This is a genomic window from Neorhizobium sp. PAMB6716, assembly GCF_058242805.1.
The window spans coordinates 337,258-351,276 of the sequence record NZ_JBZAYW010000002.1 but is presented as its reverse complement, the minus strand read 5'-3'; the positions used below and the strand labels follow the sequence as shown (position 1 = coordinate 351,276).

At 63.0% G+C, this 14,019-nt stretch carries 16 protein-coding genes; all 16 read left to right on the top strand.

Annotated elements, in window-relative coordinates:
* The first annotated feature begins 16 nt into the window (after positions 1-16).
* The 16 genes from phnG to AC4CWH_RS20115 all read left to right on the top strand — a co-directional run bounded on the left by phnG (position 17) and on the right by AC4CWH_RS20115 (position 14,019).
* The gene (gene phnG, locus AC4CWH_RS20190) at positions 17-478 is read left to right on the top strand and encodes a phosphonate C-P lyase system protein PhnG (protein WP_491322079.1); all 462 of its coding nucleotides are present in this window, start codon (positions 17-19) and stop codon (positions 476-478) included.
* Positions 478-1,050 (top strand): phosphonate C-P lyase system protein PhnH, encoded by a 573-nt coding sequence (phnH, locus tag AC4CWH_RS20185; protein ID WP_491322078.1) that lies wholly within the window; start codon positions 478-480, stop codon positions 1,048-1,050. Before phnG ends, phnH begins: the two co-directional genes overlap by 1 nt.
* The gene (locus AC4CWH_RS20180; protein WP_491287041.1) at positions 1,050-2,132 is read left to right on the top strand and encodes a carbon-phosphorus lyase complex subunit PhnI; all 1,083 of its coding nucleotides are present in this window, start codon (positions 1,050-1,052) and stop codon (positions 2,130-2,132) included. The genes phnH and AC4CWH_RS20180 overlap by 1 nt, the downstream gene beginning before the upstream one ends.
* Complete coding sequence (locus AC4CWH_RS20175; protein ID WP_491287042.1) at positions 2,129-3,043, top strand: alpha-D-ribose 1-methylphosphonate 5-phosphate C-P-lyase PhnJ; 915 nt, start codon at positions 2,129-2,131, stop codon at positions 3,041-3,043. Before AC4CWH_RS20180 ends, AC4CWH_RS20175 begins: the two co-directional genes overlap by 4 nt.
* A gap of 17 nt (positions 3,044-3,060) precedes the next feature.
* Positions 3,061-3,867: an ATP-binding cassette domain-containing protein gene (locus tag AC4CWH_RS20170; protein WP_491322077.1), complete on the top strand. Its 807-nt coding sequence runs from the start codon at positions 3,061-3,063 to the stop codon at positions 3,865-3,867.
* A 7-nt stretch (positions 3,868-3,874) separates the two neighbouring features.
* Complete coding sequence (locus AC4CWH_RS20165) at positions 3,875-4,582, top strand: phosphonate C-P lyase system protein PhnL (protein ID WP_491322076.1); 708 nt, start codon at positions 3,875-3,877, stop codon at positions 4,580-4,582.
* Positions 4,569-5,738 carry an alpha-D-ribose 1-methylphosphonate 5-triphosphate diphosphatase gene (locus AC4CWH_RS20160; protein WP_491322075.1) on the top strand — a complete coding sequence of 390 codons (1,170 nt, stop codon included), beginning with the start codon at positions 4,569-4,571 and terminating at the stop codon, positions 5,736-5,738. The genes AC4CWH_RS20165 and AC4CWH_RS20160 overlap by 14 nt, the downstream gene beginning before the upstream one ends.
* Positions 5,739-5,928: 190 nt before the next feature.
* Positions 5,929-6,735, top strand: coding sequence for a phosphonate ABC transporter ATP-binding protein (phnC, locus tag AC4CWH_RS20155; protein ID WP_491322074.1), 807 nt, complete (start codon positions 5,929-5,931; stop codon positions 6,733-6,735).
* A gap of 23 nt (positions 6,736-6,758) precedes the next feature.
* Positions 6,759-7,661, top strand: coding sequence for a phosphonate ABC transporter substrate-binding protein (gene phnD / locus AC4CWH_RS20150; RefSeq protein WP_491287051.1), 903 nt, complete (start codon positions 6,759-6,761; stop codon positions 7,659-7,661).
* A gap of 65 nt (positions 7,662-7,726) precedes the next feature.
* On the top strand, positions 7,727-8,653 hold the full coding sequence (phnE, locus tag AC4CWH_RS20145) for a phosphonate ABC transporter, permease protein PhnE (RefSeq protein ID WP_491322073.1): 927 nt from the start codon (positions 7,727-7,729) through the stop codon (positions 8,651-8,653).
* A 2-nt stretch (positions 8,654-8,655) separates the two neighbouring features.
* Entirely contained in the window at positions 8,656-9,519 is an 864-nt protein-coding gene (gene phnE, locus AC4CWH_RS20140) for a phosphonate ABC transporter, permease protein PhnE (RefSeq protein ID WP_491287055.1), read from the top strand.
* Positions 9,516-10,172, top strand: a complete 657-nt coding sequence (locus AC4CWH_RS20135; RefSeq protein ID WP_491287057.1) for a DapH/DapD/GlmU-related protein — start codon at positions 9,516-9,518, stop codon at positions 10,170-10,172. The genes phnE (AC4CWH_RS20140) and AC4CWH_RS20135 overlap by 4 nt, the downstream gene beginning before the upstream one ends.
* Complete coding sequence (locus AC4CWH_RS20130) at positions 10,165-11,166, top strand: ABC transporter ATP-binding protein (protein ID WP_491322072.1); 1,002 nt, start codon at positions 10,165-10,167, stop codon at positions 11,164-11,166. Before AC4CWH_RS20135 ends, AC4CWH_RS20130 begins: the two co-directional genes overlap by 8 nt.
* Positions 11,163-12,200, top strand: coding sequence for an ABC transporter ATP-binding protein (locus AC4CWH_RS20125; RefSeq protein WP_491287060.1), 1,038 nt, complete (start codon positions 11,163-11,165; stop codon positions 12,198-12,200). The genes AC4CWH_RS20130 and AC4CWH_RS20125 overlap by 4 nt, the downstream gene beginning before the upstream one ends.
* Positions 12,197-13,147 (top strand): ABC transporter permease, encoded by a 951-nt coding sequence (locus tag AC4CWH_RS20120; RefSeq protein ID WP_491322071.1) that lies wholly within the window; start codon positions 12,197-12,199, stop codon positions 13,145-13,147. The genes AC4CWH_RS20125 and AC4CWH_RS20120 overlap by 4 nt, the downstream gene beginning before the upstream one ends.
* Positions 13,144-14,019, top strand: a complete 876-nt coding sequence (locus AC4CWH_RS20115; protein ID WP_491287063.1) for an ABC transporter permease — start codon at positions 13,144-13,146, stop codon at positions 14,017-14,019. Before AC4CWH_RS20120 ends, AC4CWH_RS20115 begins: the two co-directional genes overlap by 4 nt.

Genomic DNA, 14,019 nt, shown 5'->3' with positions numbered 1-14,019 from the left:
GTCCGCGAAAGGAATAATGATGATTGATGAAATGACCGGCGTCGCCAACACTGGAATGCCTTGCCATGCCCATCTTCTCGACACTCTGGCGCGTGCCGATGACGGCGCGCTGAAGACCTTCGCCGAGGACGTGCTTCCCCTGCTTGGCGAGATCGAAGTGGTTCAAAGCCGCACCGGGCTTGTCATGCTCCCCATGCGCGACACCGTTGCCGGCACCGATTTTCATCTCGGTGAGGTGCTTGTCGCGGAAGCCCATATCCGGGTCAAAGGCGGGGAGACCGAAGGCTATGGCATGGTCATCGGCCGCGATCTTGAGCGCGCCATGGCTATGGCCGTGATCGACGCCGCAGCGATGGCGGGAGCGGACAAAGAGCGTCTCGCGCACTTCGTCGAGGCGCAAGCTACGCGCATTTTGACGGCCGACGAACAGCGTCTGCGTGCAGTTGAAGCGACACGCGTCGAGATGGAGACGTTCTGATGACGATCCAAAGTCCCAAAACGCACCCTGATCTTTTCGTGCCAGTTCGAAATCTGTCCGAGGCACGCGCAAACGCCACCTATGAAGCCCTGATGTGGGCGCTCGCGCGGCCTGGCGAGATCCGGTCGTTGCCGGGTAGCGATCCTTACGCGCTTGCAGAAACCCTTGTCGATCGGGAATGCCGGGTCTTCGCCTGTGATGACAGTCTCTCCGAAAGGATTGCCGCAACCGGCGCCTATCTCACGCCCGCGGCTGAGGCAGATCACGCCTTCCTTGCGCTCGATACGCCAGACGGTCTCGCTGCACTGCGCGACGTGCCGACCGGTTCGCATCTCTATCCGGATGAAGGGGCAACCGTTTTCGCTCCAGCCGATATCGGAAGCGGTCGGGGTCTCCGGCTGTCAGGCCCCGGCATCGAAGGCGCCGTGGAGATCTGGATCGGCGGCATCCCGGACGAAGTCTGGACGATCCGGAGTGCCCGCTGCGAATATCCGATTGGCTTCGAACTCTTCTTGATCGACGGCGACAGAGTGCTCGGCCTGCCGCGATCCGCAACGATTGAGGTGCTGTGATGGCCTATGTGGCGACCCGTGGCGGTGAGCGCGCCATAGAACAGTCCGAGAGGCTTTATCGTGCCGGTCTCGGCGACATCGATGCACAGCGTGTGGCGGCCATCCGCCAGGCGCTGCCCTGGCTGATCGACCGGGTGATGGGCGAAGCCTCGCTCTATGAGCCGGATCTGGCAGCGCTTGCGCTGGCACAGTCCGGCGGCGATCTGTACGAGACGGTTCTTTTGCTGCGCGCCTGGCGCACCACCCAGCCGCGGCTTGCGATCGCAGAGCCGGTCACGCAGGAGAGCCTGTTTACCGTGCGGCGGATCTCTGCCGCCTTCAAGGACATTCCGGGTGGTCAGATCCTAGGTCCGACGCTTGATTATTCCCACCGCCTGCTGGCAACCAGCGTGTTGGAGGGGCAGCCGTTTGTTCCAACTCCGGTGGAACCCGCCGCCAGTCCCGCGCCGGCCCATCAGCCGTCTCTTGCGGCCTGGCAGAAGGCCGTCGGATTGGTTGCCGATGTTTCCGCCACGCCCGTAGCCCCGGAAGACATTCCGGACCTGACCCGGCAACCGCTGCTTTTCCCCGCAAAGCGGGCGCATACGCTGCAGAGCCTGGCAAGGGCCGATACCGGCGGGGTGTTGGCGCTCGGTTATTCGGCCATGCGCGGTTACGGCAATGCCCATCCGACCGTCAATGAACTGCGCCTCGCCGAGGCAGAGCTAAGGGTACGCCACCCGCGCGGCACGGTGTTCTCTGCCGGGCGCGTGAAAGTTTCCCAAGCTGAGGTCACCAACAAGGGGAAGTCGGGCAAGCTCGAACTCGGCTTCTGCGCGACGCTCGGTTGGAACGAGGTCAAGGTTATTGCCGGCGCAACGCTGGATCTTAACGCGCCGGCCGCGCCAAAAAACTCGCCGGTCAACGAGGAGTTCTTCCTCTACCACACAGAGCCGGTAGAGGCCTCGGGCTTCTGCATCCACTTCAAGCTGCCGCATTACGTCACCTTCCAGTCCTCGCTGGATGCGCTGCGCGACGCCAAGGCCGGGACGGCTGCGCCTGCCACATCCTCAACCATCCAGCGCCAGGAGGAGCCGGCATGAGTCTTTCAAACCTCACCAGGCCATGGGAAGCCTTCAGCTACGGCTTCCTCGACGCGTCCGCCAAACGCGAAATGCGTCGCAAGATGCTGAAGGCGATTGCGGTTCCCGGCTGCCAAATGCCCTATGCCAGCCGCGAAGTACCCATCGCCCGAGGCTGGGGAACCGGCGGATTGCAGGTAACGCTGACACTGATCAAGCCGTCGTCGTCGATCAAGGTCATTGATCAGGGCGCCGATGACGGCGTCAATGCCGCCTCGATCCGCCGTTTCATCGCCCGCGTCTCTGGCGCCTCCGAGACGATGGATACGCTGGAAGCCTCCATTCTACAGAGCCGTCACCGTATTCCCGAGGAAAAACTGCGGGACGACCAGATCCTGGTGCTGCAGGTTCCAAACCCGGAACCGTTGCGCCCGGTGGAGCCCAACATGTCGACGGCACGCGAAATGCATGCAGATGCCGATTACAGCCGGCTGTGGCTGACCCTCTACGAGCAGATCGTGCGCTCCGGCCGCATCATGCAGGGCGCCGCCTATCCGGCGCTGGTCAATGGTCGGCATGTGATGACACCATCACCGATCCCCCGCTGGGACGTACCAAAGCTCCACATGGCGCGGCACCTCACCTTCCTCTCCGCCGGTCGTGAGAAGCGGCTGTTTGCCGTGCCACCGTTTACCCGCGTGGAACCGCTGGTCTTCTCCGACGTGCCTTACAAGGTGGAGGACCACGCAAGCCTCACCTGCGACCGCTCCGGTGTGAAAGGCTACTTCATGAACGAGATCCCGAAGGACGACGGGACGTCGGCGCACGAACTGTCGGACAGCCAGTTCGGCGTCAAGGCGATCCGCCGCGCCGAGGGCGAGACGGTTGCGACAGGCGACACCTGGTACACGAATGGAAAGCTCACCCCATGACGCTTCAGGACACGCACATGACCGCTGCTTCCCTGCAGCAATTGCCGCCGCAGCTGATGACCACGCCGCCGCTGCTCTCGATGACCGATATCGGCAAACGCTACGGCGACGTCGTCGCCCTTCAGGATGTGTCGGCCAAGGTCTATCCGGGCGAGGTGCTGGGTATCGTGGGCGAGAGCGGCTCGGGAAAATCCACGCTACTGCGGATGATGAACCTGGAGGATACGCCCGACAGCGGAGACTACAGGCTCGACCTTCCGGGCCTGAGCGGCAATCTCTTTCACCTTGACCGCTTCGAGCGCCGCATGCTCTGCGCCCGCCGGATCGGGATCGTCTATCAGAACCCGCATCTCGGCCTGCTGATGACCTATACCAGTTCCGGCAATGTGGCGGAACGGCTGCTGATTGCCGGCGAGCGCAGTTTCGAGGCCCTGCGCGGACGGGCGCGCGAGGCCCTCGACGCTTCCGAATTCCCTCTTTCCCGCATGGATGCGCGGCCGATGGAGCTTTCGGGCGGCATGCAGCAGCGCGTGCAGCTTGCCAAGGCCATCGCGCTCGAGCCCGCGCTTCTGTTGCTGGATGAGCCGACGACCGGTCTCGACGTCAGCGTCCAGGCACTGGTGCTCGATACCCTGAAACGGCTGCAGCGTGACCGGGCGATCACCATGGTAATCGTCAGCCATGACCTTGGCGTCATACGAACGATGGCGGACCGGGTTATGGTCATGCGGCGCGGCCGTGTTGTGGAGGAAGGGCTGGTCGACCAGGTCTTCCAGGACCCGCAGCACGAATATACCCAGCAACTTGTCCACGCGAAACTGTGAGGTGGTGATGCAGCCCGTTCTCGAAGTCGAAGGTCTCGCCAAGACCTTTCACATGCATCATCTGGACCAGCGCCTGCACGCCTTTTCCGGCATCGGTTTCACGCTTCACGCCGGCGAGTTCCTGCTCCTCAAGGGGGCGAATGGTGTGGGCAAATCGACGCTGCTGCGCACGCTCTATCGCAGCTATCTGCCGCGCTCCGGCCATGTCTGGTATCACACGGCAGAGGGGCGGATCGATCTCGCCTGCGCAGCCGATGTCGATATCGCCCTGCTCAGACGCCGCGAGATCGGTTTCGTCACGCAGTTCCTCATCGCTCGCCCGCGCGTCGCAGCTGAAGACATCGTTGCCGAACCGCTCCGTCAGGCAGGCATTGCACCGGCAGAGGCGCTGAACGAAGCGCGCCGCTGGCTCGAAGCATTCGGCGTCAAACGTGATCTCTGGCGCGCCTACCCCACCACCTTTTCCGGTGGCGAACAACAGAAGGTGAACCTGGCCCGTGCGCTGATCCTGCCGCAACGCCTGCTGCTGCTCGACGAGCCGACAGCCTCGCTCGACGTCAATGCCCGCGCCGCGCTGGTGCGCCGGCTTGCCGATCTGAAGGCACTAGGTGTTGCCATGATCGGCGTCTTCCATCATCCCGGCGACGTGGCAGGCCTCGTCGACCGCGACATTGAACTGAAAGCCGAGGAGATAGACGGCCATGTGGATATCTGATTTTCGCGTCGTACTGGCAGACCGCGTCATCGAGCGCGGCTCCATCCGGGTCGAGGCCGGCAAAATAGCGGAGATTGCCGATACGCCGGTGGTCGGCGCCGAACTCTTCGGCGATGGCCTTCTGCTTCTTCCCGGCTTCGTTGACATGCATGGTGACATGGTGGAGCGCGAGGTGGAGCCGCGGCCGAATGTGCCGATGCCCCTGGAACTGGGCCTGCGCGACCTCGATCGGCGGCTGGCGGTGGCCGGCATCACGACCGCCTATGCGGCCGTTTCCTTCAGCCCCTCCTCCACCTACGGCCATCTGCGCAGCTACGAGCACACCAGCGCCATCATCCGCGCGCTGAAATCGATGGGGCCGCAACTGCTTGTCGATCACCGGGTTCACGCCCGCTTCGAGATCACCTTTCCGAAGGCCTTGAGCGTTATCGAGGCACTCATTGCCGAAGGTGCGGTGGACCTGATCTCGCTGACCGACCACACACCCGGACAGGGCCAGTACCGCGACATAGAACGGCATGTCGAAAAGATGGTCCGCGAGCGGGGTCTGAGCCGGGAGGAAGCTTCCCAGTCGATCGCCAAGCGTATCGAGGAGCGCACCCAGCCCGCCGAAATCATGGCGCAAACTTTGAGCGCGATCTCCGAAACCTGCCGTGCCCATGGCGTGGCGCTTGCCAGCCACGACGATGACACGCCCGCAAAGGTCGCGCTGATGCAGGATCTGGGTGCCGCAATCAGCGAATTTCCGGTGACGCTGGAAGCCGCGTGCGAAGCCCGCGCCAGAGGGCTCGCGACGGCCATGGGTGCGCCGAATGCGTTGCGCGGGCAGTCCTATTCCGGCAACCTTTCTGCACGGCAGGCGCATGCCGAGGGCGTGCTGGATATCCTCGCTTCCGACTATCACCCGTCTGCGATCCTGCCGGCGATCCTGGAACTGGCAAAGGCCGATCAGGCCGGTCTTGCCGGTGCCACCCGCCTTGCAACGCTCAACCCTGCAAAAGCACTCGGTCTGTCGGATCGAGGAGAGATCGCGCTTGGCAAACAGGCCGATTTCGTCATCGCCGACGACAGCGGAATCGGCCATGTGCGCGCGACGATCCGCAGTGGCGGCAAGATCTATTCCGACGGATCGATCACCCGCACCCGTGCGGCCTGATCGCACGTCATCTGACCAGGCTCGGGCCGGCGGCGAAAGCTGCCGGCCCTTCTTGTGGCGCCTGTCTGGCGCACTGTAACCCTTGGCCCGACCACTGTCTCCTTGGCTTCATGGCGGCGTCACAAATCCGCAAGAATAAATTCATTCGAATGATATCGCGCTGTCACAGACGAGGGCCAGCATTGGCCCCATGGAAAAGCACAATCTCACCCTGAGCGGCCTTGGCCGCAGCTTTGGCTCCACCCGCGCGGTGGACGGCGTCAGCCTCGACATCGGTCCCGGCGAATTTGTCGGGATCATCGGCCGCTCCGGTGCGGGCAAATCCAGCCTTTTGCGGCTGGTCAATCGACTGGTCGAACCGACCGATGGCCGCATCACTTTTGGCGGCCAGGAAGTTACGGCGCTCAAGGGCCGGTCCTTGCGCGAATGGCGGCGCCAGTGCGCGATGATCTTCCAGCAGTTCAACCTGATCGACCGCCTCGACGTCCTCACCAATGTGCTGGTCGGCCGGCTTGCCGCACATGGCTTCGCCAGCTCGATGGCCATGCATTTCACCGATGCGGAACGGGCACTGGCGATCCGGGCACTTGATCGCCTGGATCTCGCACCCCAGGCGCTCCAGAAGGCGGGCACGCTCTCTGGCGGACAGCAGCAGCGCGTGGCGATTGCCCGCGCCCTGGTGCAGAACCCCCGCATCCTCCTGGCAGATGAGCCCATCGCCAGCCTCGATCCCGGCAATGCGACCCGCGTGATGGACGCGCTGCGTTCGATCAACAACGAGGACGGCATCACCGTCCTCGTCAACCTGCACACGCTGGATACGGCGCGGGCCTATTGCGACCGCATCATCGGCATGCGCGCCGGTCGCGTCATCTTCGACGGCGGCGCCCACCAACTCACCGGCGAGGTCGTCCGCGATATCTATGGCAGCGACGATCTCGGCGAATTCAACGAATCCGTAACCTCGACGGCAATCCGCCCGGCGGTTGACGCCTGACCCTTACCCCAATGGAGAAACCCATGCGATTTCTTGCCGCCACCGCGCTTCTCGCCCTCGTATCCGTTCCCGCGATCGCCGCCGACTGGAAGACCGACTACAAGGTCGTCCGCTTCGGCGTCACCTCGGCCGAGAACGAAAAGGACCGCCTCGCCCGTTACCAGCCGTTCAAGGACTACCTGAAGCGCACGCTTGGCGTCGATGTCGAGATCTTCACCGCCGGCAGCTATGACGGCGTGATCCAGGCGCTTGCGGCAAACCAGATCGAATTCGCCTTCCTCGGTTCGTCCGCCTATGCCGCCGCGTATACCGAGACCAAGGGCGGCGTCGAACCGCTCTTGACCTCACAGCAGGAAGACGGTTCGACCGGCTATTATTCGATCGTCGCCGTGCGTTGCGATAGCCCCTACAAGAAGATTGAAGACCTGAAGGGCAAGGTTCTCGCCTTCGCCGATCCGGACTCGACCAGCGGTTATGCCGTACCGAACTACAATCTGGTCAAGCAGGGCTTCGAGCCTTCGACCTATTTCTCCGCCACCCCCTTTTCCGGCAGCCATGAAGCGGGTGTGCAGGGCGTGGTCAACGGCCAGTTCGATGCTGCCGCCACCTATATCAACAACGAAAAGAGCGGCATCCCCCAGCGCATGGTCTCCAAGGGCATGATCAAGCCCGGCGAAGTCTGCTGGATCTGGAAGTCACCGGAAATCACCTCCGGTCCGTTCACCGCCCGCAAGAACCTGCCGGCGGAACTGATCAGCGCCATGAAGGATGCGGTGAAGAACGTGCCGACAGCCGATCCGGCAGCCTTCAAGGAAATGAGCGGCGCAGATAGCTCCACCGCCAAGGCCTATGTCGATGTCAACCACGACCGATACCAGTGGATCGTCGACATGCGCGCCTGGCTGAAGGCCCAGCGCAAGAGCTGATCCAACCGGATCCAAGGGCAGGCCTGAAGCGCCTGCCCTTTTCATTCTCTTGGGACAACGCAGCCATGACAGCAGCCCTATCCACCCTACCGCCATCCGCCGCCATCGCCGATTTCGAGCGCGCCTTCGCAGCGCACCGCAATCGCGCCCGGATGCAGAGCGCGCTGGTGGCGATCGTTCTTCTGGCACTTTTCCTTCTGACCGCGGATTTTTCCAACTTCTTCAAGGTAACCCAGGTCACCTTGTCGGATGGGTCGCGCGCCGAACGTTGGATCCTCCTCGCCGGCCTGCCGCGTCTCGGCGAATATCTGGCCAAGACCATCCCGTCACTTGCCTGGGACACGCTGGCTTCCGATATCGCCACCTGGTTCTGGCGCTGGAAGATCTGGGCATGGCTGCTGCTGGAAACGGTTCTGATCGCCTTCATGGCAACGGCGCTCGGTGTTGCTGGCGGTTTCCTCCTGTCCTTTCCGGCATCGCGCAACCTGACGCCCAACCGGTGGGTTCTGACAATCACCAGGCGCTGCCTTGAAGTTGCGCGCACTGTTCCCGAACTCGTCTTCGCCTTGATCTTCGTCTTCTGTTTCGGCGTCGGACCCATGGCCGGGGTGCTGGCGATCGCGCTTCACACCTGCGGTTCGCTCGGCAAACTGTATTCCGAGGCCAATGAGAACCTCGACATGCGGCCGCTGGAGGGCGTCAAATCTTCGGGCGGCAGCTGGGCGGACCAGATCCGCTACGGCGCGGTGCCGCAGGTCCTGCCCAACATCATCAGCTACACGCTGCTGCGCTTCGAGATCAACGTCCGCTCCTCCTCGATCATCGGTTATGTCGGCGCCGGTGGCCTTGGCCAGGAATTGCGCACGGCTGTATCCCTCCAGGAATATACAGACCTGTCCGCCCTCTTCATCATCATTTTCCTCGCCGTCTTCGCCATCGACTGGGGCTCGGAAAAGCTGCGCCACAGGCTCATCGGCCTTGAAAGGACCTGACGATGCAGACCATGATTTCATCGACGGAAATTGCCGACTGGCGTGATCGGGTGCCGCAGGCGTTTCGGCAACCTCTCTCGGTCCGCCTGCGGCGCCTTGCGCTCATCACCGGATTTGCCGCCCTGTTTGCATGGTGCCTCTACGATTTCGGTTTCTCACCGGAGCGCATCGTCACGGGGCTGGGGCGGCTCGGACGCGTGCTCTCCTTCATGTTCCCGCCGCATGTCTGGACCGAATGGGATGAGATCGCCGCGATCCTCGAAGGGCTTGGCGAGACCCTCTCCATGGCCTTCCTCGGCACCATTTTGGGTGCGATCCTGGCCTTCCCGCTGTCCTTCCTTGGCGCCAAGACGATCAACCGGCTGCCGCTGCTGCGGTTTGGGGTGCGTCGTGGGTTCGACATCATCCGTGCCTTCGAAACGCTGATCCTGGCGCTGGTCTTCATACGCGCCTTCGGGCTTGGACCTCTGGCCGGCGTCATGGCCATTGCCGTCAGCGAGGTCGGCGTGCTGGCAAAGCTCTATGCGGAAGCCATCGAGAACATTTCCAGCAAGCCGGTGGAAGGGGTCGTCGCCTCAGGCGGTTCGCGCCTGCAGGCGATCCGCTTTGCCATGATGCCCCAGGTCTTGCCGGTACTTTTGTCGATCACACTCTACAACTTCGAATCCAACGTGCGCTCCGGCACCATCCTCGGCATCGTCGGCGCCGGCGGCATCGGCTTCCTCCTGTCAGACCGCATCGGTGCCTATCGATGGGACGAGGCCTGGTCGATCATCCTGCTGATCATCGTGATGGTCTATGTGATCGATGCCCTGTCGGCCGACATCCGCACCCGTTTCATCGGCACGATGGGGACAACACGATGAAGATGTTGAGCGAACAGCCGACCATCCACGAAACCGCCAGCGTGATCGGCTGCGACCTCGGCCGCTGGACCGAGATCCAGGCCCATGTGAGCATGCGCGACAGCCAGTTCGGCGACTATTCCTATATCGTCAAAGGCGGCAATGTCGTCTGGTCGACGATCGGCAAGTTCTGCTCGATCGCCGAAGGGGCCCGGATCAACCCCGGCAATCACGCCACCTGGCGCGCCAGCCAGCATCATTTCACCTATCGCGCCGCGCAGTATGGTTTAGGCGATGATGACGCTGCGTTCTTCCAGTGGCGCAGGGATCACTGGGTTACCATCGGCCACGATGTGTGGATCGGTCACGGCGTGACCGTGCTGCCCGGCGTGACGATCGGAACAGGCGCGGTCATCGGCGCCGGAGCCGTCGTCTCCAGGGACGTGGAGCCCTACACTATCGTCGGTGGTGTTCCGGCACGCGTGATCAAGCAGCGCTTCAGCAGGGCCCAGGCCGCAGCACTTCTGGAGATCGCCTGGTGGGATTGGTCGCACGATGCCCTCAGCCGCGCACTCGCCGACATCCGCGGGCTGTCGATCGACGCCTTCATCGAGAAATATCGGCCGGGCACATCCGCGCCGGTCGTCAAACTGGAGGTAGAGGCCGGTGAGTAACTATGTGACTTTGGACGACCTGACCGTCGCCTTCAATGGGGTAACGGTTCTACATGCGATCAACCTCGCCATCGGTCGCGGCGAGACGCTTGGCCTGGTCGGCGAATCTGGCTCCGGCAAGTCAGTGACCTGGCTTGCAGCACTTGGCCTGCTACCGGCAACGGCGAAAGTCACCGGTCGCGCCACGCTCGATGGACAAAACCTCGTCGGCATGTCCCCGCCCGCGCTGCGCCGGATCCGCGGCGGGCGCATTGCCATGATCTTCCAGGACCCCGCCAGCGCGTTGAACCCGATGCTGACGATCGGCAGTCAAATCGAGGAAGCACTCAAGTTGCATCGCGGCCTAACCGGTCGGTCGGCAAAGGCGGAAGCGCGTCGCCTGCTCGACCTCGTTGGCATTCCTGATGCAGGGCGACGGCTTTCCGCCTACCCGCACGAGCTTTCAGGCGGCCAGAACCAGCGCGTCATGATCGCCATGGCGCTGGCCGGCGAGCCCGATCTCCTCATCGCAGACGAACCGACGACGGCGCTCGACGTGACGATCCAGGCGCAGATCCTCGATCTGCTGGCACTTGTGCAAAGGGAGTCGGGCACCGGCCTCGTGCTCATCAGCCATGATCTCGGCGTTGTCGCTCAGACCTGCGACCGCGTCGCGGTCATGTATGCCGGACGCATCGTGGAAGAGGCAAGTGCTGAACAACTGTTCAACAATCCAGCCCATCCCTATAGCCGCGGCCTGATCGACAGTCTGCCGCGTATCGACGGTCCGCGCCGCCGTCTGGTGTCCATCGGTGGTCAGGTGCCTGATCCTCGCGCTCTTCCGACCGGCTGTTCCTTTGCGCCGCGGTGCAGCCGCGCGGTTACCGCCTGCGCAAGCTCGGTACCGACGCTGTCCGGAATAGGCGGCGGTCGAAACCTTGCCTGCTTTGATACGGTCCATCGAGACCGCGCCGCAACAGGGGATGGCGCCCTGCTGGAGCCCGTACTGTCATGAACGCCCCTCTTCTGGAAGCAAGATCGATCGCCAAAGTCTACGACATGCACCGCGGCCTGTTTGCCAAGGCGAAAGGCGTCAGGGCTGTCGATGATGTCTCGCTGAAGCTTAAGCGGGGCGATACGCTCGGCATCGTCGGTGAAAGCGGATCGGGCAAATCCACCACTGGCCGTGTCGTCCTGGGGCTGGAGCCCGCGAGCGGTGGAGACGTGCTATTCGAAGGTAAAGCGATGGCGCCTCATGGAAGCCAGGACTGGCGACAGCTTCGGATGCGTATGCAGATGATCTACCAGGATCCGCTCGGCGCACTTGACCGCCGTTTGTCGGTTGCATCTCAGGTTCGCGAGCCGCTCGACATCCACGGCCTCGGTACGAAGGCGGAACGCGATGCGCGCGTCAGCGAGTTACTGCAGGCGGTCGGGCTGTCTACCAGCGTCACACAACGCTTTCCGCATGAGCTGTCCGGCGGCCAGCGTCAACGGGTGGTGCTTGCCCGCGCTCTCGTATCCAAGCCGGACCTTCTGGTCTGTGACGAGCCTGTCTCTGCGCTTGACGTGTCGATCCAGGCGCAAGTGGTCAACCTGCTGAGCGACCTGCAGGCCGAACTTGGGCTCGCCATGCTGTTCATCAGCCATGACCTACGCGTGGTCCGCCAGGTCAGCCGCCGCATCGCCGTCATGTATCTCGGCCGTATCGTTGAGGAAGGAGATGCCGACGATCTTTTCGCTCGCCCGGAACATCCCTATACGCGCGCCCTTGTGTCCGCCGCCCCGGTACCCGGGCGTCGCATGGCCGACCGCGACATGTTGCAGGGGGAACCACCGAACCCGGCACAACGGCCATCCGGCTGTTCGTTTCATCCGCGCTGCCCGATGTCCGTCGCCCGCTGCCGCAATGAAGTCCCGGATCTTGTTTCGCTCGGCAGTAACCGGCTTGTGGCCTGCCACGTCGCTGGAGGATCATCGTCTGCACGCTCTGTTGCGTCCGCCGACGGCAACGCCCCCGCTTATGCCCTGGAGGGCGCGTTCCGATGACTGTCCAGAGCCTTGTTGCCATTCTCTACCGCATGCTGCGTTCGATCATCACGCTGCTCTTGTGCGTGACGCTGGTTTTCATCGTGTTGCGCACCGCTGGCGACCCCGTCGAACAATTGCTGCCCGCCGAGACGCCGCCTTCCGTGATGGAGGAGTATCGCGTGGCGTGGGGGCTAGATCAGCCACTTTACGTGCAATATCTGGCCTTCCTCGGCAGGGCTGTCGGCGGAGATCTCGGCGTCTCCTTCACCAACGACCTGCCGGTGATCGACGTCATTGCCGAGACGCTGCCGCGGACCCTGCTGCTTGGCATCTCGGCCCTGCTCCTGGCCTCCATCCTCGGCCTCACCTTTGGCATCATCGGTGCGGTGCGACGCGGGGGACCAGTGGATCGCGGCGTGATGGCTTTTGCCGTTCTCGGCTATTCCATGCCCATCTTTTTCCTCGGCATCATGATGATCCTGCTATTTGCGCTGCAACTCCGAGTACTGCCATCCTCCGGCGCAAAGACCTGGATGCATCTCATCATGCCGACGGTCACGCTCGCGCTGCCGCTTGCCGGTCGCATCGCTCGTTTTGCCCGGACCGCCACGCTGGAAGTGATGGGCAAGCAGTTCATCCGCACGGCCCATGCCAAGGGTGCCGGAGAAATCCGGGTGATTTTGCGCCATGCGCTGCCCAATGCCATGGTGCCATTGCTGATGTTTTACGGCATCGAGATCGGTCTCGTGCTTTCGGGTGCCGTGGTAACGGAAACCATCTTTGCTTGGCCGGGTCTTGGCCGGCTGCTGGTCTCCTCCGTCTACAGCCGTGACCTGCCAGTGGTTCAGGGCGTCATCCTGACGGTCACGCTGATCATCGTGCTGTCGAACCTTCTGGTCGATATCCTCCATGCGGTGATCGACCCCAAGGTCAGTCTTGCCCGCACGCTTGGAGGTGCAAAATGACCGCAATCGACAGCGCTTCACCCTCCGGTCGTCGGTTGTTCGACGGCATGCCGATCTCCATCGTTATCAGCCTCGCGTGGCTCGCATTGATGATACTGCTGGCCATCTTTGCCGATCTCGTGGCACCGGCGCATTACACGACGCAGGATCTGCTGGCACGCTTCCATCCTCCGGTGTTGATGGGCGGCTCCTGGGACCATGCGCTCGGCACCGACCATCTGGGCAGGGATGTGCTCAGCCGTATCATCTACGCCCTGCGTACCTCGATCCTGATCGCCGTCCTGGGCACTCTGATCGGCGCCGTCGGCGGCACCCTCATGGGACTTGCGGCCGGTCGCCTGCGCGGCCTTGCCGATCTCTTCGTGATGATGCTCGCGGATATCCAGACAGCGATGCCGTCGCTGTTCATCGCCATCGCCTTCCTCGCCTTCTTCGGCAATAGCATTCCCCTGTTCATCGTGCTCGTGAGCCTGGAGGGCTGGGAGCGCTACGCCCGCCTGGCGCGTGGACAGGTGATCTCGGAGCAATCGGCCGACTACGTGAAGGCCGTTGAAGCGCTCGGCGCCGGACAGGGCCGGATCGTCTTCCGTCATCTCCTGCCCAATATCGCTGCCGCTCTCGTGGTACAAGCAACGCTTAACTTCCCCGGCACGATACTGCTCGAAACCTCGCTTTCCTTCCTGGGCCTGGGCATCCAACCGCCAGGGACCTCGCTCGGACTGATGCTGGGTGAGGGCCGCAACTACCTGCTCAATGCCTGGTGGATCGCCGTTCTGCCGGGGATAGTGATCTTCCTCACGACGCTTGCCATGAGTCTGTTCGGCGACTGGCTGCGGGATCGGCTCGATCCGACAGTCGAACGGGAGGGTTGA